This window comes from Mesorhizobium sp. WSM4840 (assembly GCF_055811755.1).
The window spans coordinates 138,704-161,829 of record NZ_JBVVQD010000014.1 but is presented as its reverse complement, the minus strand read 5'-3'; the positions used below and the strand labels follow the sequence as shown (position 1 = coordinate 161,829).

At 62.1% G+C, this 23,126-nt stretch carries 23 protein-coding genes; 17 read left to right on the top strand and 6 right to left on the bottom strand.

Features of this window, described 5'->3' with window-relative positions:
- Positions 1-72 precede the first annotated feature (72 nt).
- Both hspQ and AC0L3I_RS19995 read right to left on the bottom strand, forming a co-directional pair.
- The gene (gene hspQ / locus AC0L3I_RS20000; protein ID WP_473487406.1) at positions 73-396 is read right to left on the bottom strand and encodes a heat shock protein HspQ; all 324 of its coding nucleotides are present in this window, start codon (positions 394-396) and stop codon (positions 73-75) included.
- A gap of 227 nt (positions 397-623) precedes the next feature.
- Positions 624-1,835 (bottom strand): UbiH/UbiF family hydroxylase, encoded by a 1,212-nt coding sequence (locus tag AC0L3I_RS19995; RefSeq protein ID WP_473527981.1) that lies wholly within the window; start codon positions 1,833-1,835, stop codon positions 624-626.
- Between the two features lie 104 nt (positions 1,836-1,939).
- Here AC0L3I_RS19995 and AC0L3I_RS19990 point away from each other — a divergent pair, with 104 nt between their 5' ends.
- From AC0L3I_RS19990 to AC0L3I_RS19955, 8 genes are all read left to right on the top strand, one after another.
- Positions 1,940-2,836, top strand: coding sequence for a DUF2182 domain-containing protein (locus tag AC0L3I_RS19990; RefSeq protein WP_473527980.1), 897 nt, complete (start codon positions 1,940-1,942; stop codon positions 2,834-2,836).
- A gap of 12 nt (positions 2,837-2,848) precedes the next feature.
- Complete coding sequence (locus AC0L3I_RS19985) at positions 2,849-3,463, top strand: DUF1326 domain-containing protein (protein ID WP_473527979.1); 615 nt, start codon at positions 2,849-2,851, stop codon at positions 3,461-3,463.
- A 35-nt stretch (positions 3,464-3,498) separates the two neighbouring features.
- Positions 3,499-4,266 (top strand): phosphatidylcholine synthase, encoded by a 768-nt coding sequence (pcsA, locus tag AC0L3I_RS19980; RefSeq protein ID WP_246684285.1) that lies wholly within the window; start codon positions 3,499-3,501, stop codon positions 4,264-4,266.
- A gap of 35 nt (positions 4,267-4,301) precedes the next feature.
- Positions 4,302-5,279, top strand: a complete 978-nt coding sequence (locus AC0L3I_RS19975; protein WP_473527978.1) for a quinone oxidoreductase family protein — start codon at positions 4,302-4,304, stop codon at positions 5,277-5,279.
- Between the two features lie 229 nt (positions 5,280-5,508).
- Positions 5,509-7,086, top strand: coding sequence for an ABC transporter ATP-binding protein (locus AC0L3I_RS19970; protein WP_473527977.1), 1,578 nt, complete (start codon positions 5,509-5,511; stop codon positions 7,084-7,086).
- Positions 7,083-8,195 carry an ABC transporter permease gene (locus tag AC0L3I_RS19965; RefSeq protein WP_473527976.1) on the top strand — a complete coding sequence of 371 codons (1,113 nt, stop codon included), beginning with the start codon at positions 7,083-7,085 and terminating at the stop codon, positions 8,193-8,195. Before AC0L3I_RS19970 ends, AC0L3I_RS19965 begins: the two co-directional genes overlap by 4 nt.
- On the top strand, positions 8,195-9,115 hold the full coding sequence (locus AC0L3I_RS19960; RefSeq protein WP_029352466.1) for an ABC transporter permease: 921 nt from the start codon (positions 8,195-8,197) through the stop codon (positions 9,113-9,115). The genes AC0L3I_RS19965 and AC0L3I_RS19960 overlap by 1 nt, the downstream gene beginning before the upstream one ends.
- A gap of 52 nt (positions 9,116-9,167) precedes the next feature.
- Positions 9,168-10,235, top strand: coding sequence for a BMP family ABC transporter substrate-binding protein (locus tag AC0L3I_RS19955; protein ID WP_473527975.1), 1,068 nt, complete (start codon positions 9,168-9,170; stop codon positions 10,233-10,235).
- Between the two features lie 170 nt (positions 10,236-10,405).
- Here the strand turns inward: AC0L3I_RS19955 and rimO are convergent, their stop codons facing one another.
- A complete protein-coding gene (gene rimO / locus AC0L3I_RS19950) occupies positions 10,406-11,719 on the bottom strand; it encodes a 30S ribosomal protein S12 methylthiotransferase RimO (RefSeq protein WP_473487344.1) in 1,314 nt (437 codons plus the stop codon).
- A gap of 148 nt (positions 11,720-11,867) precedes the next feature.
- Positions 11,868-12,554 carry a TerC family protein gene (locus AC0L3I_RS19945; protein WP_473527974.1) on the bottom strand — a complete coding sequence of 229 codons (687 nt, stop codon included), beginning with the start codon at positions 12,552-12,554 and terminating at the stop codon, positions 11,868-11,870.
- 271 nt (positions 12,555-12,825) lie between these two features.
- Here AC0L3I_RS19945 and AC0L3I_RS19940 point away from each other — a divergent pair, with 271 nt between their 5' ends.
- The 6 genes from AC0L3I_RS19940 to AC0L3I_RS19915 all read left to right on the top strand — a co-directional run bounded on the left by AC0L3I_RS19940 (position 12,826) and on the right by AC0L3I_RS19915 (position 16,435).
- Complete coding sequence (locus AC0L3I_RS19940) at positions 12,826-13,605, top strand: DUF6597 domain-containing transcriptional factor (RefSeq protein WP_473527973.1); 780 nt, start codon at positions 12,826-12,828, stop codon at positions 13,603-13,605.
- Positions 13,606-13,673: 68 nt separating this feature from the next.
- The gene (locus tag AC0L3I_RS19935) at positions 13,674-14,072 is read left to right on the top strand and encodes an SRPBCC family protein (protein WP_473527972.1); all 399 of its coding nucleotides are present in this window, start codon (positions 13,674-13,676) and stop codon (positions 14,070-14,072) included.
- A gap of 29 nt (positions 14,073-14,101) precedes the next feature.
- Positions 14,102-14,458, top strand: a complete 357-nt coding sequence (locus AC0L3I_RS19930) for a VOC family protein (RefSeq protein WP_123151382.1) — start codon at positions 14,102-14,104, stop codon at positions 14,456-14,458.
- A 317-nt stretch (positions 14,459-14,775) separates the two neighbouring features.
- The gene (locus AC0L3I_RS19925; RefSeq protein ID WP_473527971.1) at positions 14,776-15,309 is read left to right on the top strand and encodes a hypothetical protein; all 534 of its coding nucleotides are present in this window, start codon (positions 14,776-14,778) and stop codon (positions 15,307-15,309) included.
- Positions 15,306-15,899, top strand: a complete 594-nt coding sequence (locus AC0L3I_RS19920; RefSeq protein ID WP_473527970.1) for a hypothetical protein — start codon at positions 15,306-15,308, stop codon at positions 15,897-15,899. The genes AC0L3I_RS19925 and AC0L3I_RS19920 overlap by 4 nt, the downstream gene beginning before the upstream one ends.
- The gene (locus AC0L3I_RS19915) at positions 15,875-16,435 is read left to right on the top strand and encodes a hypothetical protein (RefSeq protein WP_473527969.1); all 561 of its coding nucleotides are present in this window, start codon (positions 15,875-15,877) and stop codon (positions 16,433-16,435) included. The genes AC0L3I_RS19920 and AC0L3I_RS19915 overlap by 25 nt, the downstream gene beginning before the upstream one ends.
- Here the strand turns inward: AC0L3I_RS19915 and AC0L3I_RS19910 are convergent.
- Positions 16,416-17,666 (bottom strand): hypothetical protein, encoded by a 1,251-nt coding sequence (locus AC0L3I_RS19910; RefSeq protein WP_473527968.1) that lies wholly within the window; start codon positions 17,664-17,666, stop codon positions 16,416-16,418. The genes AC0L3I_RS19915 and AC0L3I_RS19910 overlap by 20 nt on opposite strands.
- Positions 17,667-18,423: 757 nt before the next feature.
- Between AC0L3I_RS19910 and nuoH the strand changes: the two genes are divergently transcribed.
- Genes nuoH through AC0L3I_RS19895 form a run of 3 tightly spaced genes read left to right on the top strand, consistent with a single transcriptional unit; the run spans position 18,424 to position 20,485 of the window.
- A complete protein-coding gene (nuoH, locus tag AC0L3I_RS19905; protein WP_123151391.1) occupies positions 18,424-19,410 on the top strand; it encodes an NADH-quinone oxidoreductase subunit NuoH in 987 nt (328 codons plus the stop codon).
- 28 nt (positions 19,411-19,438) lie between these two features.
- A complete protein-coding gene (locus AC0L3I_RS19900) occupies positions 19,439-20,005 on the top strand; it encodes an NADH-quinone oxidoreductase subunit I (RefSeq protein WP_292396800.1) in 567 nt (188 codons plus the stop codon).
- A 39-nt stretch (positions 20,006-20,044) separates the two neighbouring features.
- Positions 20,045-20,485 (top strand): CBS domain-containing protein, encoded by a 441-nt coding sequence (locus AC0L3I_RS19895; RefSeq protein WP_473487336.1) that lies wholly within the window; start codon positions 20,045-20,047, stop codon positions 20,483-20,485.
- 29 nt (positions 20,486-20,514) lie between these two features.
- Here AC0L3I_RS19895 and nuoG read toward each other — a convergent pair whose 3' ends face one another.
- Positions 20,515-23,121 (bottom strand): NADH-quinone oxidoreductase subunit NuoG, encoded by a 2,607-nt coding sequence (gene nuoG, locus AC0L3I_RS19890; RefSeq protein WP_473487335.1) that lies wholly within the window; start codon positions 23,119-23,121, stop codon positions 20,515-20,517.
- Positions 23,122-23,126: the final 5 nt, after the last annotated feature.

Here is a 23,126-nt window from a genome sequence, read left to right as displayed (position 1 = left end):
CGGGGGCATGCCCCGCTTTTTTGTTGCGGCCGGCCATTTCTTGATCCCAATCAGGCCCCCAATCCCGTCAGGTCAATGTCTTGACTGGCGTCTCGGCTCGTAGCCCCCGTCCGGCCTCTTGTCGAACATCTCGCCGATCTCCGGATGCCGCACCGGTTCGCCAGACTGATCCTCGAGCAGGTTCTGCTCAGACACATAGGCGATGTATTCCGTTTCCGAATTCTCGGCGAGCAAGTGGTAGAAGGGCTGGTCCTTGCGCGGCCGCACATCCGCGGGGATCGCCTCGTACCATTCGTCGGTGTTGGCGAATTGCGGGTCGACATCGAAAATGATGCCGCGGAACGGAAACAGCCGGTGGCGAACCACCTGTCCGATCGAGAATTTGGCTGTTTTCATCATCGTACTCACCACTAAGTCCTAGGAGTGCCGCGTCCTTGGAATGCGCAAAGACTCTCTAAGACTTTGAATTTACGCATTACGCTTCAAAAAATCGAGCCCGACTTATGGCTGATGCCTAGCCATCCTTGACGCAGACGCCGCATCAATTCAATGCCGAAGTGCTTGATCAATGCCGAAGCGCTTGACGCCACGTCAAGCTACGGGCCAGCCCGCCCGGGGGCGTGCTACCGCCGGACCTGTTTCCTTAAGCCACCGGCGAGCGCCGCAAAACCACTGCCGGGCCGCAGCCCCTCGCGCATGAAAAAGGCGCGAAGCGGCGCGAAGCCGCCGAGCAAGCCGAGGCCGGCGCTGCGCGCCATCTGTGCCGGCAGCATGTCCGAGAGCAGCGACTTGTTGAGAAGGTTGACCGCGCCGCTGCGTGCCAGAATGTCGGGCCGCCGCCTGAAATCGTAAGCCGCGAGTGCCTTGACGGCACCTGGATCGGTTCTGTTTTCGCAAGCAATCCCAACAAGATCGTCGATATCCCTGATACCAAGATTGAGACCTTGCGCGCCGATCGGCGGGAACACATGGGCGGCTTCGCCGACAAGTGCCACCCGGTTACGCGCGAAGCATCGGGGCGTCACGCCCGAAAGCGCGTAGATCTGCCGGCCCGGCTCGACAGACACCCGGCCCAGCATTGATTGCATCCGCTGTTCGACCCGCATCGAAAGTGTCGCATCGTCCAGCGCGACGAGTTCCTTCGCCGTTTCCGGTTCTACCACCCAGACAAGGCTGGACCGGTTGCCGGGCAGGGGAACCTGGGTGAACGGGCCGGTCTCGGTGTGGAATTCGGTCGAGGTGAAAGCGTGGTCGCTGCGGTGGCCGAAATTGAGAACCAGTGCCGCCTGCGGATAGGACCGGGCGGATGTCGAGATGCCGGCAGCCTCGCGGGCCGGCGACAGACGCCCGTCGGCAGCGACCGCCAGCGATGCTGCAACCTCGCTGCCGTCAGACAGGATCGCATGGGCATGATCGGCGTCGAGGCGCCAGGTCGCCACCATCGATTTTCGCCATTCGATGCCGGAATGCGCGGCTACGGCCCCGGCAAGTGCGGGATTGAGCGCGCTGTTGGGTAAATTCAGCCCGAACTGCTCCTCGCCGATTTCGCTGGCGCGAAAAATGACCACCGGGCTGCGGATCAGCCGGTTGGTTGCATCGACGATGCGCATAACCTTCAGCGGTGCGGCCTTGGACCTCACCTCATCAAGGACGCCCAACCGCTCGAGGATCTTCAGGGCTGGGTTCATCAAAGCCGTCGTTCGGCCGTCTTGGCCATTTGCCTCAGGTCCGACGAGCGTCACCGGAAAGCCGGCATCCGCGAAGCCAAGCGCTGCGATCAGCCCTGCCGGGCCACTGCCGGCAACCAATATCCGTGCTGTTTGCTGATGGTCCAAGTTCGCTTCCGGATTGTGATGCGAGGCGGTCGGTCCGACCTGATAAGCATATAGGTCAGATCATACGGCTTGATCAACGCGGCGATTCGGCCCATTCGATTGCCATGATCGGCCAAGACCATGATTTCAGCCATCTCGATCGTGTCGGCCGCGCCATGGCGAGCGTCTCGCGCAATCCCCGACTGGCGGTGAACATCACTTTGGGCGCAGGCGTCCTCCTGGCCTGGCTGCTTCTCGGCGCGATGGCGATTCGCGGCGCCGAAAGCCGGGTTCCGGGCATCGATGCACCCGGCGACATGATGCTCAGATATCTGCCGCAGCTGCCGCTGCCGGATTTTCTCGAGCGCTTCTTCACCCTTTGTCTTGCACCCGCGCCGCTCGACGGAGGCGTCAGCGCGCAGGCCGGAGCGCTCACCGTCATGTGGTTCCTGATGGCGATCGCCACCATGCTGCCCTCGGCGGCGCCGATGATCCGCACCTATTGCGAAATTGCCGATACGGCGCGGATCAAGGGCGAACCGGTCGTCCATCCGCTGGTCCTGGTCGCCGGTTACCTCAGCGTGTGGTTGGCCGCGTCGGCAGTGTTTGCGGCGCTGACGCTCATGGTCAACGCCTTCGCCTCACCTGTGCAGATGCTCAATCCGGTGGTCGGAGCGACAGGAGCAGTCGCGCTTTTGGTTGCCGGCCTCTACCAGTTCAGCGGCCTGAAGGAAGCCTGCCTGACGAAATGCAAAAACCCGTTCTCGATCCTGTTTTCGAACTGGAGCGCGAGGCCCGGCCGGATTTTCCGGCTCGGCGTGGAGCAGGGCGTGTGGTGCCTCGGCTGCTGCTGGGCGCTGATGCTGGTGATGTTCGCCGTCGGTGTGATGAACGTGTTCTGGATGGCGCTGATCGGCCTGTTCACCTTGATCGAAAAACAGACGGCGGGCAGGCTGCCAACCCGGATCGCCGGTGCGATACTGCTTGTCTGGGCAGCCGCCCTGCTAGTAGTCTCGGCATAGGGAGAGAATTCGATGGCAGATCAAGACTGGGCAATGAAGGGAGAGCTGGTGCTCTCCTGCAATTGCACGGTTTTTTGCCCTTGCGTGCTGTCCCTCGGCAGTCATCCGCCGACCGAGGGCTATTGTCAGACCTGGGCGGGGTTCCGCATCGATGCCGGCCATTTCGGCGAGGTCGACCTGTCCGGCCTCAACCTTGGGTTGATCATGGAAATCCCCGGCTATATGAGCCGCGGCAACTGGACCGCCGGACTGTTCATCGACAAGCGCGCCTCAGTCTACGCGGTAAAGGCGTTGACCAGGATTTTCACCGGCAAGGCTGGCGGAACCACCTCGCTGCTCTCCATCCTGGTCGGAAAGTTCCTCGGCGTCGAGCAAGCGCCGGTCACCTATGAGACGCGCGAAAGGACGCGGATTTTCCAGATTCCGAAGATCATCGATGGAGCGGTGACGCCGATCCCAGGCAAGGACCGCGACAAGGATACGGTGATCAGCAATTCGGAATACTGGATCGCACCGGAAATCATCGTCGCCCGGTCCGACAAGAGCAAGATGCGGGCCTTCGGCCGCAACTGGAATTTTGCCGGCCGCTCGGCCGAAATCTGCAAGCTGGACTGGCGGGGCCCGTGAGCAAAAAAACAACGGCCAGGAAAATCACGGACAGGATTCCGAGGCCGAAGAAGAAAGTCACCTGGCCGCAGGCGCGCGCGTTTTCGGTCCATCTGCTGACCGCGTCGGGCTCGTTCCTGGCATTCCTGTCGCTGGTGGCGGCGAGCGAGCAGCGCTGGACGGCGATGTTCTGGTGGCTGGGACTGGCGCTGTTCGTCGACGGCATCGACGGGCCGATCGCCAGGAAACTCGAGGTCAAGGAAATCCTGCCGACATGGTCGGGCGAACTCCTCGACAACATCATCGACTACGTCACCTACGTGCTGATACCGGCCTTCGCGCTTTACCAGCGCGGCTTCATGGGTGAGGGCCTGTCGTTCCTGTCGGCGGCGATCATCGTCGTATCGAGCGCGATCTACTATGCCGACACCGGCATGAAGACCAAGGAAAATTTCTTCAAGGGGTTTCCGGTGGTCTGGAACATGGTGGTGTTCACGCTGTTCGTCATCGATCCGGGACAATGGGTTTCCTTCGCCGTTGTCGTGGTGGCCGGCATTCTGACCTTCGTGCCGATCAATTTCATCCATCCGGTACGGGTGGTGCGGCTGCGCCCGATCAACCTTGGGATGACGCTGCTATGGTGCGCTTTCGGAGCGCTGGCGCTGGCGCAGGCAGCTCTTGCCGCCTTCTACGACCAGATCGGCGTCTTGGGCGAGCAGGTGAGTGTCTTCACCAAGATCGGCATCACGGTCACCGGACTTTACCTCGCATGCATCGGCGGTATCATGCAGCTCTTTCCAACGCTCGGCGCCAAAAAAACCTGATCCCAATAGAGTCTGGTCCCAAGAGAGCCTCATCAATGTCCAAAGCAATACGCATCCACGCCAATGGCGGTCCGGAGGTTCTGACCTATGAGGACACCGATCCGGGCCAACCCGACTCGGGACAAATTCTGGTCAAGCATACGGCGATCGGCCTCAATTTCATCGACGTCTATCATCGCTCCGGCCTTTATCCGCCGCCAGGCGGTTTCCCGCTGATCCCCGGCAGCGAGGCGGCCGGGGTGGTGGAGGAAGTGGGCGCGGACATCGACTGGCTGAAGCCGGGCGATCGCATCGCCTATGCCGTCACGACTGGTGCCTATGCCGAGCAGCGCGTGATCGCCGCCGACCGCGTGGTGAGGGTGCCGGACGGCATCAGCGACGAGCAGGCGGCCGCCATGATGCTGAAAGGGATGACGGCGGAGTATCTGCTGCGCCGTACCTTCAAAGTGAAGGCGGGCGACACGATCCTGTTTCACGCGGCGGCCGGGGGCGTCGGACTGATCCTCGGCCAATGGGCCACGCACCTTGGCGCAACCGTGATCGGCACCGCCAGCTCCACCGACAAGATCGAGCTCGCCAAGGCGCATGGCTTCGACCATGTCATCAACTACCGCGAGCAGGACTTCGTCGCCGGCGTCCTCGCCATCACCGGCGGCAAGAAATGCGACGTCGTCTATGATTCGGTGGGCAACGACACCTTTCCGGCCTCGCTGGACTGCCTGAAGCCGCTCGGCATGTTCGCCAGCTTCGGTCAATCGTCAGGACCGATCCCGCCGTTCAGCTTGTCGTTGCTGGCCCAGAAAGGTTCGCTGTTCGCAACCCGTCCGACGCTGTTCGTCTACAATGCCAAGCGCGAAGATCTGGAGGCGTCCGCCGCCGCGCTGTTCGAAATCGTGCTCAGCGGCGCGGTCAAGATCAAGATCAACCAGCGCTACGCGCTCAAGGATGCCGGCAAGGCGCATTCCGACCTTGAAGGCCGCAGGACGACCGGGACAACCATTCTTATCCCTTGAGCCTTGCTATCGCTTAGAGCGACGTGCGTCCACTTGGACGCACAAAAGCACGCTCTAACAGTTTGAATCTACGCATCGTGCTTTCCGAAAATCGATTTCGATTTTCGGGCCGATGCGTTAGGTTTCCGCTGAAATTCTTGAAGCTCTTTCAAGACGGGTGCCGCTTTGCGATGACAGCAGGCCGCGCATACCATGCCTGCGGGAACACAGAACATATCTGGCAAACCAGATGGGAGGCACTGTGAGTGCAAATCAGGACGGCGCAGACCTGCTTGAGGTTCGTGGCCTTACCAAGACGTTCAGCACGCTGACAGCGTGCGACCATATCGATCTCAACGTCGCAAAAGGCGAAATCCACGCATTGCTCGGCGAGAACGGCGCCGGCAAGTCGACGCTCGTCAAAATGCTGTTCGGAACACTGGAGCCCAATTCGGGCGAGATTTTCTGGAACGGTCAGGCGGTCACGATCACCAATCCCGGCTTTGCGAAGAAGCTCGGCATCGGCATGGTGTTCCAGCATTTTTCGTTGTTCGAGGCACTGACGGCGGCCGAAAACATCGCGTTGTCATTGGACGACGGTTCGCCGATCAGCACGATCGCCGCGAAGGCGAGGGCGCTTTCCTACAGCTACGGCCTGCCGCTCGACCCGCAGTCGCTGGTCGGCGATCTGTCGGTCGGTGAGCGCCAGCGTATCGAGATCATCCGTTGTCTTCTGCAGACGCCGCAGCTCATCATTCTCGACGAGCCGACTTCGGTGCTGACGCCGCAGGAAGCCGACAAGCTGTTCGAGACGCTCGAACGGCTGCGCTCGGAAGGAAAGTCCATCCTCTACATTTCGCACCGGCTGGAAGAGGTCAAGCGCATCTGCGACCGCGCCACCGTGCTGCGCCACGGCAAGGTGGTTGGCCATTGCAACCCGCGCAAGGAAACTGCGGCATCGCTGGCACGCATGATGGTCGGCAACGACGTTCAGGCCGTGGTGCGCGCGCCGGTTCAGGGTATTGAGACCGCGCAGCCGCTGCTTGAAATCCGTGCACTCAGCCGCAGGCCGGCAACGCCGTTCTCGATCCCGCTCAGGAACATCAACCTGACGGTACGCGCCGGCGAAGTGATCGGCATTGCAGGCGTTGCCGGCAACGGCCAGGGCGAGTTCTTCGAATCCGTTTCCGGCGAGGTGCGGCAGCAGGATGCCGCCTCGGTGCGCATCCGTGGCAAGGATGCCGGCGGCCTCAGCATCACCGGCAGGCGGCTGATGGGCGCTGCCTTCGTGCCGGAAGAGCGGCTCGGCCACGGTGCAGCACCCCGCATGAAGCTTTCGGAAAACCTGCTGCTGTCGCGCCATGCCACCGACGGCAAGGTGTTTGTCGGCGCCGGCGGAATGGTCAAAAGCGATGCGATCTATGCCGCTGCCCAGCGCATCATCAAGGCGATGGATGTGCGCAAGAGCGCCCTGGACCCGGAGGCGGCAGCGCTTTCAGGCGGCAATCTGCAGAAATTCATTGTCGGCCGCGAACTCGACCGCAGGCCAAGCGTCATGGTCGTCAATCAACCGACATGGGGCGTCGACGCCGGTGCCGCCGCCCACATTCGCCAGACGCTGATCGAATTGGCGCGCAGCGGCTCGGCAGTGCTGGTCATCAGTCAGGACCTCGACGAATTGTTCGAGATATCCGACGCGATCGCGGTGATGCACAATGGCGAATTGTCGAAGCCATTGCCGATCGCTGAGGCCACGTTCGAAAAGATAGGACTGCTGATGGGCGGGGCCGAGCCAGGCCACGCCGAACACGCTCTGGAGACGTCATGATGCGCCTCGAACTCGTCAAACGGCCGCAGCGCTCGATGCTGTTCTCGGCGCTGTCGCCCTTCATTGCATTCGTGTTGACGATCATCGCCGGCGCCATCCTGTTCGCACTGCTTGGCGTCAATCCTTTGAAGGCGTTCCAAATTTATTTCCTCGAGCCGGTCAGTCAGGTCTGGCAGCTGCATGAGCTGGCGATCAAGGCGGCACCGCTCATCCTGATCGGGGTCGGCCTGTCGGTTTGCTACAGGGCCAACATCTGGAACATCGGCGCGGAAGGCCAATTCATCCTGGGCGGCATCGTCGGATCGAGCATCCCGGTGCTGTTTCCGCAGTTTGAAGGGCCGCTGGTGCTGCCGCTTATGCTGCTGTTCGGCATGGTCGGCGGTGCCGCCTACGCCGCCATTCCCGCCTTGCTCAAGACGCGCTTCAACACCAACGAGATCCTGACCAGCCTGATGCTGGTCTATGTCGCGCAGCTGTTCCTCGACTGGCTGGTGCGCGGGCCGTGGCGCGATCCGAAGGGTTTTAATTTCCCGCAGACGATACAGTTCAACGACTCGGCCATATTGCCGGAACTGATGCCGGCCTCCGGCCGTGCCAATTGGGGTTTCGTGTTCGCGCTAGTCGCGGCGGTGCTGGTCTGGATCCTGATGAGCCGCATGCTGAAAGGCTTCGAGGTTCGCGTGCTCGGCTCAAGCCCCAGGGCAGGGCGCTTCGCCGGCTTCGGTATCAACCGGATGGTGTTCTTCGCCTTCACGCTGTCGGGTGCACTGGCCGGACTTGCCGGCATCTCGGAAGTCTCCGGCGCCATCGGCCAGCTGCAGCCGGTGATTTCACCCGGCTACGGCTTTGCCGCCATCATCGTGGCGTTCCTCGGCCGGCTCAATCCACTAGGCATCGTCGCGGCAGGCCTGGTGCTGGCGCTGACCTATCTCGGCGGCGAGGCTGTGCAAAGCGCGCTCGGCATCTCCGACAAGGTGGCGCGCGTGTTCCAGGGCATGCTCCTGTTCTTCGTGCTCGGCTGCGACACCCTCATTCACTACCGTATTCGTCTGATCGGCTTTGCCGCGCCGAAGCTTGAATCCGCGCCGAAGCTGGAGGAGGCCCGCTGATGGACATCACCGTCAACATTCTTTTGACCATCGCTACCGCGGCGACGCCTTTGCTGATCGCGGCGATCGGCGAGCTGGTGGTCGAACGTTCCGGCGTGCTCAATCTCGGTGTCGAAGGCATGATGATCATGGGGGCGGTCGGCGGTTTCGGCGCCGGCTATCTCACCGGATCGCCGTGGATCGGGTTGTTGGCGGCGATCGCCTTGGGTGCGGTGTTTTCGCTGCTGTTCGCCGTCATGACGCTGTCGCTGGCCACCAACCAGGTGGCGACCGGCCTGTCGCTGACATTGCTCGGCCTCGGGCTTTCCGGCATGATGGGCACCAGCTTTGTCGGCCAGCCCGGCGCGAGGCTGCCAAACCTCGACATTCCCGGCCTGACAGCGATCCCCGTCATCGGCAGGTTGTTGTTCGGCCAGGACCCGATCTTCTACATCTCGATCGCGTTGACCGCTGCTGTCATGTGGTTCCTGTTCAAAACCCGCACCGGGCTCACGCTGCGTTCGATCGGCGACAGCCACACATCGGCCCATGCGCTTGGCATCCAGGTCATCCGCTACCGCTATCTGGCAGTGATCTTCGGCGGCGCCTGTGCAGGGCTTGCCGGGGGCCACCTGTCGTTGGTCTATACGCCGCAATGGGTGGAGAACATGACCGCCGGACGCGGCTGGATTGCGCTGGCGCTGGTCGTGTTCGCATCATGGCGGCCATGGCGGGTGCTGGCTGGCGCCTATATCTTCGGCGCGGTATGGATCGGCCAGCTTCATGCACAGGCTTTTGGCATTCCGGTTCCCTCGCAACTGCTTTCTTCGTTACCCTATCTGGCAACCATCGTGGTTCTCGTTCTAATCTCGCGCAACAAGCGTTTGACGATGATGAACACACCGGCTTCCTTGGGGCAGCCATTCGTTCCGGATCGTTGACAATGAAAAAACAGACGGGAAGCTCCAAGGTTTAACTCAGAGAGGTAACACGATGAAAAAACTGCTTGTTGCGCTGGTAGCCACGGCGGCGACATTGTCGCTGGCGGCGACCGCTGAAGCTCAGGAAAAGCTGAAAGCCTGCTGGGTCTACACCGGACCGATCGGCGATTTCGGTTATTCGTACCAGCATGACCAGGGCCGCCTGGACGTCGAGAAGGCACTCGGCGACAAGGTCGAGACCGCATATCTGGAGAACGTCTCCGAGGGTCCCGATGCCGATCGTGCCTTCGAGCGCCTGGCGCGCGAAGGATGCAAAATCATTTTCGGCACGTCCTTCGGCTTCATGGACCCCGAAGTAAAGGTCGCCAAGAAGTTCCCCGACGTGATGTTCGAACACGCGACCGGCTACAAGACGGCCGAAAATCTCGGCATCTACAACGCACGTTTCTACGAAGGCCGCTACATCCTCGGCCAGATCGCCGCCAAGCAATCGAAGTCGGGCGTCGCCGGCTACATCGTTTCGTTCCCGATTCCCGAAGTGGTGATGGGCATCAATTCCTTCATGCTCGGCGCCCAGTCAATCAAGCCAGATTTCAAGGCGAAGATCGTCTGGGTCAATTCATGGTTCGATCCGGGCAAGGAAGCCGATGCGGCCAAGGCTCTGTTCGACCAGGGCGCCGACATCATCGTCCAGCACACCGACTCGACCGCTCCCCTGCAAGTCGCCGAAGAGCGCGGACTGCAGGGCTTCGGCCAGTCTTCGGACATGATCAACTTCGCTCCCAAGGCACAGTTGACCTCGATCGTCGACGATTGGGGGCCGTATTATATCGGCCGGGTGAAGGCTGCACTCGACGGCACCTGGAAGCCCGGCAATGTCTGGCTGGGCATCAAGGACGGCGCCGTTAAGATGGCCCCTTACACCAACATGCCCGACGACGTGAAGGCGATGGCGGAAGCCACCGAGAAGAAGATTATCGACGGATGGAATCCTTTCACCGGGCCGATTGCCAAGCAGGACGGAACGCCGTGGCTAAAGGACGGCGAAGTCGCCGACGACGCCACGCTGCTCGGCATGAACTTCTACGTCAAGGGCGTCGACGACAAGCTGCCGCAGTAAGCGCAAGCGGGGCCAAAATCTTGACAAAGAAGGGCGCCACACGGCGCCCTTTCGTTTAGCAAGAGCCCGAAATCGGGATCGATTTCGGAAAGGGTCATGAAAAAAAAATCAGGTGCTGCGGCGTCCTTTTGCGTCCAAAAGGACACGCGGCGCCGTAGAGCGAGTTGCGGTCAGACCGCTGAGCCGTAGAGATCGTAGGCGTCGGCGCGGTCGATCTTGACCGTGACGATGTCGCCGGCGCGCAACGGGCGCCGCGACTGGATATGCACCGAGCCGTCGATTTCGGGTGCGTCGTATTTGGTTCGGCCCTTCGCCGAGGTACCATGGGCCTCGTCGATCAGGACTGGCAGGCGCTTGCCGACCTTCCTGGCGAGCTGCGTCGCCGAGATCTTCTGCTGGCGCTGCATGAAGCGGTGCCAGCGCGCTTCCTTGATCCCCTGCGGTACCTGTTCGAGGCCGAGATCATTGGAGCGGGCGCCCCTGACCGGCTCGTATTTGAAACAGCCGGCGCGATCGATCTTGGCTTCGTCCAGCCAGTCGAGCAGCATCTCGAAATCGTCGTCCGTCTCGCCGGGAAAGCCGACGATGAAGGTGGAGCGGATCGCGAGATCCGGACAGATTTCGCGCCAGCCGCGAATGCGGTCGAGCGTCTTTTCGCCATGGGCGGGCCGGCGCATGTTCTTCAGCACCTGCGGCGAGGCGTGCTGGAACGGGATGTCCAGATAGGGAAGGATCTTTCCTTCGGCCATCAGCGGGATGACATCGGCGACATGCGGGTAGGGGTAGACGTAGTGCATGCGTACCCAGACGCCGAGCTTGCCGAGTTCCTCCGACAGATCGAGGAATTTCGCCCGCACTTCGCGATCGCCGAACATGCTGCTCTGGTACTTGATGTCGATGCCGTAGGCGCTGGTGTCCTGCGAAATGACCAGGATTTCCTTGACTCCGGCCTTGGCCAGTCTCTCGGCCTCACGCAGCACGTCGGCCGCCGGCCGCGAGACGAGATCGCCGCGCAGCGCCGGGATGATGCAGAAGGTGCAGCGGTTGTTGCAGCCTTCCGAAACCTTGAGATAGGCATAGTGGCGCGGCGTGAGCTTGACGCCTTGCGGCGGCAAAAGATCGACATAGGGATCGTGGCTCGGGGGCGCGGCCTGATGCACTGCAGCCATCACACTCTCGTAAGCCTGCGGACCGGTGATGGCGAGAACGTTGGGATGTTTTTCGCGGATGACGTCCGGTTCGGCGCCGAGACAGCCGGTAACGATGACCCTGCCGTTCTCCGAAAGGGCGGAGCCGATGGCATTGAGCGATTCATCGCGAGCCGAATCGAGAAAGCCGCAGGTGTTGACGACGACCAGATCGGCGCCGTCATGCTTGCGCGCGATCTCATAGCCCTCGGCGCGCAGGCGGGTGATGATGCGCTCCGAATCCACGAGGGCTTTGGGGCATCCAAGGCTGACGAAACTGACGCGAGGGGCAGACATGTGCGGTTTCCAATGGACGCGGGCCGGAAACCCTGAGGCCCGGCCCGGAAGTCTCGATGCTCAATTTGCACGGCGCAATAGCATAGTTCCGCAATCAAGCAAACCGGGAACGGCTTGGCGCCTCGGGCGGACCTGCACTGCTAAGGTTTCAATGACCGCCCGGCCCGAACCAGGGCGCCAGGAACGCAAACTGTTCGGGGAACTGCTGCACAGCACCATCCAAAAGCATCTTCACGGCGACGTAGAAAATGATCACCAGGCCGATATAGGCGATCCAGCGGTACTTATGCAGGAGGCGAGCGACAAACGAAGCGGCGAAGCCCATCAGCGCAATCGACAGCGCCAAGCCGATGATCAGGACCGTCGGATGGTCCATCGCCGCGCCGGCGACTGCAAGGACGTTGTCGAGAGACATCGAAACGTCGGCAATGACGATCTGCCAGGCTGCCTGTGCGAAGGTCTTGCGCGGTCCCTTGCCGCCAATCGTTCCATTCTTGTCGTAATCGAGATTTGACAACGATTCCGTCGCGTCATGTTCCTGCTCGTAGCTGACACGCAACTCGCGCCACATCTTCCAGCACACCCAAAGCAGCAGCAGGCCGCCGGCTATGAGGAGAATGGGGCCGATGGTGAGGAGCCACTGGGTGATCAGAGCGAAGAAGATGCGAAGCACGGTGGCCGCCGCAATGCCGACGAGAATCGCCTTCTTGCGCTGATCCGACGGCAGGCCCGCCGCCGCAAGGCCGATGACGATGGCATTGTCGCCGGCAAGCACAAGGTCGATGGCGATGACCTGGAACAGGGCCGCGAGGCCGGCGGCGGTAAAAATTTCCATCAGTTGGAATTTCCTTGCTTGGTCGCCAATCGTTCGTGCCCGGACGCCCTAACGTGTATGGTTCCCGCGCGTCAAGAGACGGCTTGAGAACAAGGCCGGCAAACCGCCTGATCGGGGTGGAAATCGCCGGCAGCCGGTGAAAGCTGCGATGATTGAGATACACTAGCAGAGGATAGGGTTGAAGCAGGCCGCCGTCGCAATAGATTTCGGGGGCCGAACAGTACGATGCCTGCGTACGATGCCTGCGAAAGTGTTCCTCACAGGAGAGCTCGTGACGTCTGACGACAACACACCCGTCCTTTCCGGGGCAATCGGAGAATACCGCGAGTTCGATCCTCCGGCCGCACTCGAAGGGCATTTCCAGTGTGTCTGGTCCAATACATTGCGCCCGGACGCGGGGAGCTTGTCGGCGGTGGTCCCCGACGGCTGCGTCGACATCACCTGGATCGACGGCGAGCTGGTCGTAGCAGGTCCCGACGTGGCGGTTGCCCACTCTGCGCTGACACCCGGCTCTACCGTGATCGGCACCCGCTTCCGACCGGGTGCGGCAAGCCGGTGGCTCGGCCTGCCGATGTCGGAGATCGTTGGCGGCCGGGTGGCGCTCAGCCACTTCTGGGGGGCGCTGGCGCGCGAAATCGCCCAGAGAATTGGCGATGCGTCCTCCACGGCGGAGCGGATGCGGGCGATGCAAGCGGCACTCTCCAGGCTTGCGCCCGATGTCGAGCCGCCGCCTCCGGACATGGGATTTGCCTTCAACGCGCTGAAAACGGAATCCGCCGGTCCGGGAATGGCGGTGATCCTCGACCGGCTCGACGTCAGCCCGCGAACGCTTCGCCGCCGCTGCCAGGAGGCTTTCGGCTATGGCCCGAAGACGCTCGACCGCATTCTCCGCTTCCAGCGGTTTCTGAACCTGGCGCGGCAGTCCGCCGAGCCGCGCCTAGCCGATCTTGCGTTCGAGGCGGGTTATTCCGACCAGGCGCATCTCACGCGCGAGGTGCGGCGCCTGTCGGGATTCTCGCCCGCGACGGTTCTGCGACAGCTCGGCGCCTGAGCTGGCCGTTTCGTTCAATACGCCACCGCCAACTCCGCCTAGTCTGCCTTCGTTGAAAGGAGGCAGATATGACGACCTACAAATCCCGCATCATCACCGTGTTTATCGACCGGGACTGGCGCGAAGTCTATGACTTCGCCTCCATCCCTGAGAATTTCCAGCGCTGGGCGGCAGGCCTCGGCAGGCGCTTCGAAAGATCGGGCGAAGAATGGACTGCGGAGGACCCCGACGGCCGGCTCATCCGCATCCGTTTCTCCCGGCCCAACGAACTCGGTGTCCTCGATCACATCGTCTTCGCCGAGGGCAAGGAAACCCGCAATGCGGTGCGCGTGGTTCCCAATGGGACCGGCGCGGAGGTCATGTTCGTGCTCTTGAGGACGCCGGACATGACGGAGGAGACATTTGCTGCCGACGCCGAAGCGGTGCAGCGCGACCTCAACACCCTGAAGGCAATGCTCGAACGCTGACCTTCCAAAGACCCCGAAAGGAGAAGATCATGGCCAAATCCAGCAACGACAAGCGCATCGACTATGTCGAGTTTTCCGTCGGCGACATCGCGCGTTCGCGCGGCTTCTACGGCAAGGCCTTCGGCTGGTCCTTCAAGGACTATGGGCCGAGCTATTGCGAGTTCAACGACGGCCGCCTGACCGGCGGCTTCGCTCTCGGTGGCCAGAGCAAGGCGGCAGGCGGGCCGCTGGTGATCCTCTATGCCGACAAGCTCGACGAGACCCAGCGCCGCGTCGAGGAGGCCGGCGGGAAGATCGTCAAGCCCGCCTATTCCTTCCCGGGCGGCCGCCGCTTCCACTTTTCCGATCCGGACGGCTACGAGCTGGCGGTGTGGTCGGATAAGTGAAGAAGGTGAGGGGGCGCCGAGCCGAGCCCGGTGCCTCTTTCGAATGGTTGGGCGGGGCCATCGGGACTAATGCCGCTCCTAGCGCCAGCAGCGAATATTGAACACTGACTCGGCGAGCCACCAAGGTCCGATTGCGCGGCTGGTTGTCCCTGCACTGAACCCCCTTAAGATGACAGCGCTGCTGTTTAAACGATGTAACAATTATTGTCCGATGGCGTAGCTCGCATCGTATAAGGCTGGCTTGAGGACCATCGCATACCGCACCGCGCATGACTGGACAGACACGAACGACAGTACGGCAAAGGCTGTATGCTTTTTTGATTGCAGGCCTGGGCGGGCTGGCCGCATCGGCAATCTCGTTTTCGATGACGCTCTACGAAGCTGCCCATCCGCCAAAGGTGCCGGTTGTGCAAGCGGGCCAGCAGATCGATTCCGGTCGCTGGTTTGTGACCTTGCGAACGGCACGTGTCGGAACAGTGCCGCCGACAGGCGTTCCCCCATCGCAACCCGTACAGCTTGTGATGGTGGATCTGGATGTGGTGAACCGTTCCGCCACACCGAACAACGTGCTCTACCGCGTCGTCACGCTCAGCGCGCCGGCGCAAAAGCTGCCGATGCCAACGGTTTATCTCGATCGCGACAAGTATCTGGCGGGATACTTCAATCCCAACATGCCGGAACGCCTGACGATGGCTTGGGAGTGGCCGGCCGGTGTGCCCGTGCCGGACAAGGTGACGGTCACCGTCACCGGCCAGATCTACAAGCTGCGCGACAATCTTTACGGCGCAAGCGGGTGGTACGACCGTGATCCCGTTGCGACGGTCGATCTGCCGGTGGAGAAGGCGCCATGATGCGCATAGTGCGTTCGGCGCTTGCGATACTGTTCGCTGCCGCCGTGCTCTACGGCATGCAGCATACGCGTCCGCTGTACAGCGACATTACATCGCCGATCGTCTCTTCAGGTGGCATGAACAAGCGTGTGGAGGCTAGCGCGTTCGCACTTTCGCTGGACAGCGCCAGGGCAGCGCGTGTTCTCAATGTCGAGACCTTCGGGAAGTCAAAGACCTACACGAGTTCCGGCGTATGGGTTGTGGTGGAAGGCGAGGCCGAGGCGAAATTCGAGACCTTGGGTCTCACATCGGGCGAGTGGCTGAGCAGCAGCGGCGTCCGCTATGTCCTGACCGACCGGGTGCCGGCTACGATCGAAATGATGCCAGGCGATGCCTACCAGCCCGGCCTCCCACGCCGTGTCCTTCTAATGTTCGAAGTGCCGGAGGATGCCGTCGCCGGCGGGACCGTGGTGGTCGCAGGCACAAAATTGCTGCCGCTCGACGATGAGATCCGCATCACCACGGATGTTTCCGGCAAGGACATCGAGCCCGCGATCACCATCCGCCGCAACGAAGAGAGGCCGCCATGGACAGTTCTCCCGCAAAGGTGACGTCAACGCGGCGAGTCTACTGGCTGAGCATGATGGCGCTGGTGGTCGCACTGCCTGCCGCGCTAGCCGCGCAGACGTGGGGAAGCATCAAGGACTGGCGCTCCCAACATTTGCGGCAGCCGCTATCTGGGACGTTGGGGCAACCGATCGATTATGCCGGCGCAAGCTGGACCGTGACGCGCCTCACCAGGCTGGCAGGCAGCGAGGGAAGCGCCGTCGTCCTTGCCGAATTCGAAGCTCTCGCTGCTGACCCGAAAGCGCTCGGCGCCGTTCCATGCGAGGTGCGGCTTTCCGATGGGAGCGGTCGCGAATGGCGGCCAACCCTATTTGCCGATCCGGTGGTCAGGACGCAATATCCGGCGGCCGAGCAACGGTCCCTGTGTGGCGGCATGGCATTCGCGGCGACGGAACCCGGCAAACCGGCACGGATGGCTGCCAGCTTTTCGATCCCACATGCGGCGAGCAGCCTCACGCTATCGATTGCCCTCTACTCGGCACTGCCGAATTATCTCAGCGTCAGCGAGCCGCAGACCTGACGCCACGCGCCTCGCCAGCCATGGCGACTGTAGTCTCGAGCACGGCTGCAAGCAGCGCGACCCGGACCGCGTCGAGCAGGATTCCTCCGTCGAGTTCGCTTGGGCTGCCGATGAACAGGCTGATGGTATCGGCGAAGATCTGCCAGGTCCCGAGATCATGCGCTCCGATCAGCCTTGTCAGGCCATACCATATCCAGGCGCCGGCCCAGGAGATGGCCTGATAGGCGATGACGAAGGTGACAAGCGTGGCAAGGCCGGCACTGAGCGTCAGCTTGAGGCAAGTCCAGACCGGCGAGTAGCGGCTGCGGTAGCCGCCAACGAAGTGAGCCGTGAAATCCTTGAGCCACTTCTGCCAGGAGGTCGCGCGCGAGGGCGCAGGACCGGGAGCGGCCGGCGCGGAAAGTTCATAGCCGTTGATGATCGCCGCCATCACCAGCCAGACAATCGGCAGCAACGCGAAAAAGAAAAGATTCTGAAGCTGCTCGCCGAAGGAAAGCGGCCGGAATTCCACGGGAACGAACTGGCCGGCCGCAGCCGCCTGGCTTACCGGCGCAAGCAAATCGAGGCTGAGCTGTTGCAGCGCGGCGCCTGCGCCGAGCCAGCGGATGAGCTGGTCTTTCCATACGCCGAGCGCGTAGAGACCGATGAAGACCCAAGTTGCGTCCGTCCCTACGATCAGCAGCCGCCAGTAGGGGTGCGAGGCGCGCGCATTCAGTCGCTTGGCGGCAAAACGCACCAGCCAGCATATGGCGATCGACAGTACCACGCCGCTTGACTGAAGAATGGCGAAGATATCGACGCTTTTGCCGAGATCGGCCTGGGCCAGCGCCATGCGCGAATATTCGCGAACCGTATCGCCAAGGAAACCCCAGGCGGCATAGTAGGCGAAGAACGGCAGGATCGCGGCGGCGGTAATCGCCAGGATCGGCTCGCGTTTTGTTTCGTCCGCTTGCTTTTTTGCTTTTTGTCTCAGTGCCGCGACCGCCGGCATGTGCGGCCGGAGCACCACGAACATCATGACCAATACCGTCAGCTTAGCGAGAACCACCAGCGACAGTATGGCCATCCCGCCCAGTGGGAATTGGAGGCCAATCGTCACGGCGCCCTGAAGCAGCAGATCATGAGCGATCATGCCGAGGCAGCCGACAAGCAAAAGCTGCGGCCAGCACTGGACAAGCAACCGCCCGGTTAACGCCAGTGGCCGGTATATGTCTTCAATCGTCGTGGTCATCGCGTCGGGGTGGCTTTCGTGCTCCGGTCCTGGACTTTAAGACCGCGTTCGCCGGTCGGTCCTCCTCCATTCCTGTAGGCGGTTCGTCAAAATTCAAACCACCTGAGGTTGAATTTGATCGGAGGTAACGCAAGTTTACCTCATCCGCTTTTCCGGGCCTGACCCGACGGGCATGTCCCAAAACCTGTGAACCAAGATTCACAGGCTCCCAAGTTTGGAGAATAACGCGATGAGACTCTCTTTCATCCGAAACGGCAGCGACAGCATTTCTTCAAAACCCGTACTTCTGAAAGGTTCGTGCACCTACAAATTCAAAAGGAAAACTTAGGGCAGGGTGCAAATGGCGGAGGGGAGGGAACTGCAATCCAACATTCTCCGTGCGCCGGCAAAACCGGCGGGCGGTAGCACTTCCACTCGGCGCGCCAGCACACCGCATCGCCGAAACCATCGCTCTTGGAGCGAATTTCTTCATCCCCCTGCCAGCCGTGGCGCGCGGATCATTTCGGCTTCGCCGGAGAGCGTGGCGACCCACGCCATCAGCTAACCACTTCTCGCGACGCGATAGAGGGGCAAAGAAAGCTTTGCGACAGAGCCAGTTTGGGTCCCAAGCGACACACACCGTGGCCAGCAACGGTAAGACTGTGATACCATTGCACAAGTTGCGTCGCCGCCGGCAGACTGCCGTTCCCGCGAAGCCGGACAAGCGCAAGTGCTCAGTGTCGTAAGCCTCAACCCGTTGAACACGTAGCTGCGGATTATGGAACTTGTCTTCGCCCTTGGCCTGATCGCATTCAAGGTCGCGTTGCTGATTGCGATCCTGCTGCTGCTGCCCCTGCCGCTGACGTGGCTCGAACGCAAGATCGCCGGGCACATCCAGCAGCGGATGGGGCCGATGCGCGTGGGGTGGCACGGGCTGCTGCAGCCGGTGGCGGACGGCATCAAGCTCTTGACCAAAGAGGACCACATCCCGGCCGAAGCCGACCGCTTCCTGTTCAAACTGGCGCCGATCCTGGCGCTCGCCCCGCCCTTCGTGGTGTTCGTCGCGATCCCCTTCGGCGAAAGCGTCTCGGTCCTCGGCGCCGAGATCACGCTCTACGTCTCCAACATGAACGTGGCGCTCCTTTTCGTCTTCGCGGTGATCGGGATCGAGGTCTATGGCGTCATCTTCGGCGGCTGGGCCGCGAACAGCAAATACGCGGTCCTGGGCAGCCTCAGGACTTGCGCGCAGATGATCAGCTACGAGATCCCGATGGGGTTCGCGGTCATCGGCGTGGTAATGCTGGCGCAATCCATGAGCCTGCTCGAGATCGTACGGGCGCAGGCCGATGTCTGGAACATCGTCTACCAACCGGTCGGGTTTTTCGTATTCTTCGTCGCCGGGCTGGCCGAAGCGCAGCGCATACCTTTTGACTTAGCGGAGGCGGAAGGCGATCTGGGGGCCGGGTTCCATACCGAATACAGCGGCATCCGCTTTGCGTTCTTCATGGTCAGCGAATACGCCGTCATGCTGCTGGTGTCGGTCCTGTCGGTCATCCTGTTCTTCGGCGGCTGGAACGGCGTGCTGATCCCGTTGCCACCGCTCCTCTGGTTCGCGCTCAAGGTCGCGTTCTTCCTCTATGTGTTTATGTGGTTCCGCTTCACCTTCCCGCGCTATCGATACGACCAACTGATGGCGATCGGTTGGAAAGTCTTGCTTCCACTGTCACTGGGGAACATAATTATAACTGGTGTTGCTTTCCTTTAGGGATAGCAGCGGCTCGTAGCGAGGCGCTATGTCGCGCGCACTGGACAGAAGTGGAGCATGGATCGGCTGGGCGTTCTTCGCCGATCTGGCGGGCGCCTTGGCGCTGACCTTCGGCTACATGTTCTCCAGATCCGTGACCATGCAGTATCCTGACAAGGAAAAATGGTTGCCCTATTCGCGTTACCGTGGGCATCACTTCCTGACGCGCGACGAAGAGGGCGAGATCAAGTGCGTGGCCTGCGAGCTCTGCGCGCGGATTTGTCCCTGCGACTGTATCGAAGTCATTCCCTACGAGGACGAGAAGGGCAACCGGCATCCAGCAAAATTCGAGATCGACATGGCCCGCTGCCTGTTCTGCGGGCTGTGCGAGGACGCCTGCCCGGCCGACGCGATCGCGCTTGGCCAAGAGTACGAATTCTCGAGTTTTTCCTCGCGTGACCTGGTGGTCGGACGTGACGATCTGCTCGGCAAACCGGGCAAGGCGACGACCGGCGGCGGTGTGGTCGCGGCGCGCCTGAACACCGAACAGGACGTGCTGGTCGAGACGAGTGAGCCGCAGGGATACAACTGGTGGCGGAATATCCGCCGAACGTGAACGCGCGGTAGCCGTCAAGCCGGAGCACAGGAGGCTCAGATGCTTGTCTACCAAATCTTGAAGACCAAATCTCCCGAGCTCATCTCGGTCACACCAGATCAGACGGTCGTAGAAGTCCTGCGGCTGTTTCGGGACAACAACATCGGATTCGTGGTCGTCAGCCGTTCGCCCGGGGAATGCTTGGGCACGCTGTCGGAGCGGGACTGCTGCTATGCGGTGGCTGAATACGGAATCGAGGCGCCCACAATGCGGGTCGCCGACATCATGAACCGCAGTGTGGTGACCTGTTCGACACAGGATTTGCTGCCCTTTGTGATGTCGCTCATGACCGACCGACGCACGCGCCATGTGTTGGTCATGGACGGCGACGCTTCTGTCGGCGTGGTGAGCATCGGCGACGTGGTCAAGCACCGGCTCGACGAATTGCTCCGTACCGAGCAAGCGTTGAGCGATTACATTGCCGGGACCCCTTATCACTGAGGATACAAACCCGGGGGAGCCGGTTAGGGTTAACTGCCCGGAAGCTCGGCAATGCCTCGGCCGCGACTTTCAGGGCGCGCCTCGACTCCGGTGGCGAAGGCAGCGTGCGCCTTTTGAACCTCCACCGGACAAGGGTATTCGCCCCGCCGCATAAGGCTGTTGAGACGCAGGTCTCTATAGTTTTCCGGCACGAACACGAGCCCCCCGGGAAAATGCCTGTTGACCTTGAGCTGCGCCCTCAGTTCGCCCTGGGTGGATCGTACGATCACCTGATCGCGATCCGAAAGGCCAAGCTGCGCGGCGTCCCACGCGCTCATCTCAACATATGGGTCATCCGCCACCGTATTTAGGATCTCCGAGCGTTCGGAGAGATATCCATTGTGGAACAGGCAGTTGCCGGTGACCAACATGAGCCGGTCGGCCGCATTCGGGTTAGGCGGAAGGGCGAAGAACTCGCCAGCCGGCGGCGTCGGGTCCGCCGTGGTGAATGCTCCGTCGGCGCCAAGCCCGTCCTGCGTCAGCCCTTGGTAGGCCGGAACCAGCCGGGCAATCTCGCGGAAGATTTCGCCTTGCATCGACGGTTGCATTGCCTGGTTGCGGAGCGCTGCGACGAAGTCCAAGATCGCCAGATTGCCCCGCGCCTCGAAGGCGGGTTCGCGGAACTTGCGGACCGCCTGGATCCGGCCCTCGTTGTTGGTGAAGGTGCCGGATTCCTCTCCATAACCCGCCGCAGGCAGGACGACATCGGCCAGACCCACGGTATCGGTGAGGAAGGTGTCCTGCACGATCAGGAGATCGGTGGCATCAAGCGCCCGCTTGACGAATCCCCGGTCGGGATAGGTCATCAGGGGGTCGCTTCCGACGATATAAAGCGCGCCTACCCGCCCCTTGTCACAAAGCGCCAGCATTGCGTCGAGATCCGCGCCCGGCTCAGGCGGAATTTCGGCGCCCCAGGCCCGTATGAGAGCTGTGCGCGCCGTGTGATCGCCGACCGGGCGCAGCCCCGGCAGGGCCGCCGGCAGAACCCCCATGTCCCAGGCGCCCAGCTGATTGGCTCGGTCGAAGAGGAACTGCATCGCCGGGCCCTTGCCGAGCACGCGGAGAACCCGCAACAGGTTGGTGAGCTGCTGCAGCGTTGCGCGCGCTTCGGAAAGCCTCAGAAGGTCGGCGCTGACAAGAACGGTGACGCTGCGGCCTTCCAGCAGCGCGGCGACCAGACGGTCCGGCCCGTTACTCTCTGCGGTCGCTTCCGGCCCACCGCTTGTCGCGCCCCTGTCGGCAAAAACGTCACGCGGCAAGGCCTGACCAGCCGCCGCCACCAGCCCGGCCACTACCGCGGCAAGGCTCGCTGCCTCACCGCCCGGCCGAACGCGAACGACCACCCGGGCATCGGCGTCCAGACGGGATGGCCGCGCCGAGAGCATGAGCAACCCGGTCTGCCGCCGCCGGGCGCTGTCTCGCAGCAGGTATTCAGTGACCGGGTTCTCGTCGGTCACGTTGCCACCGACGACAAGCACGCAGTCGTTGCCGATCACCTCCTCCAGCGGCGCGCGGGTGTAGAAGCCCGCCACCAACGGGCCGAGCGTCTCGAAGGGCGTGGACCAGCGCGACGAGCAGTCGATGTTGTTGGTCCGGAATACCATCCGCATCAGCTTCTGGAACTGATAAAGCACCTCGTTGGGCAGGCGCGGCGAGGCCAGCCCGCCCGCAGCCTTGCTCTCAACGGCCGACAGGCCTCGGCGCAGGTAGTCCCCGGCTTCGTCCCAGGAAACCGGAACCAGTGCGCCGTCACGACGGATCATCGGCCGCTTGATCCGGTCCCGGCTCCCGACGAAGTCGAGGCCGAAGCGCCCCCGAACGCAAAGCGTTTCGCGGTTGACGCCATGCTCCCACTTCGAGCGGACCCGCATGAACTCGCCCTTGCGCGCGCCGACGGTGAGCTGGCAACCGGTGCCGCAATGCGGGCAGACCGTGTCGGTCTCGACCAGATCCCAGGGCCGCGCCTTGTAGCGATAGGGGAAGCTCATCAGTGCGCCAACCGGGCAGACCTCGACGCAATTGCCGCACTGGTCGCAACTCGCGAGACTGCCCTCGAAGCCGGTGACGGCGGTATCCATGCCTTTCTCAACGGTGCCCAAGGCGACTGCGCCGACCACGTCCTCACACATCCGGACGCAGCGCTGGCACTGGATGCAGCGGTTGACGTTCATGATGATGACCGGGCTGAGACGGATGTCCTCGGAGTGGAACACACGTTTGGCATCGCGGAACCGGCTTTCCCGGGGCCCGTATGCCATCACCATGTCCTGAAGCTCGCACTCGCCGCCCTTGTCGCAGATCGGGCAGTCGAGGGGGTGGTTGGCGAGCAGCATGTCGAGCATGGAAGAGCGCGTTTCGTCGATCAGCGGCGTGTTAGTCCGCACTACCATGCCGTCGGTGACCGCGGCGGCGCAGGAAGGCTGCAGCCGCCGCTGCCCTTCGATCTCTACCAGGCACATGCGGCAGGAGGCCAGCGCCGGCAGCCGCTTCAGATAGCAGAAGGTCGGGATTTCGATGCCCAAACGCTCGGCGGCCTGCAGCACCGTAGAGCCTGCCTCCACTTCCAGCGTTTGTTCATCGATCGTGACGCTAACCATGACTT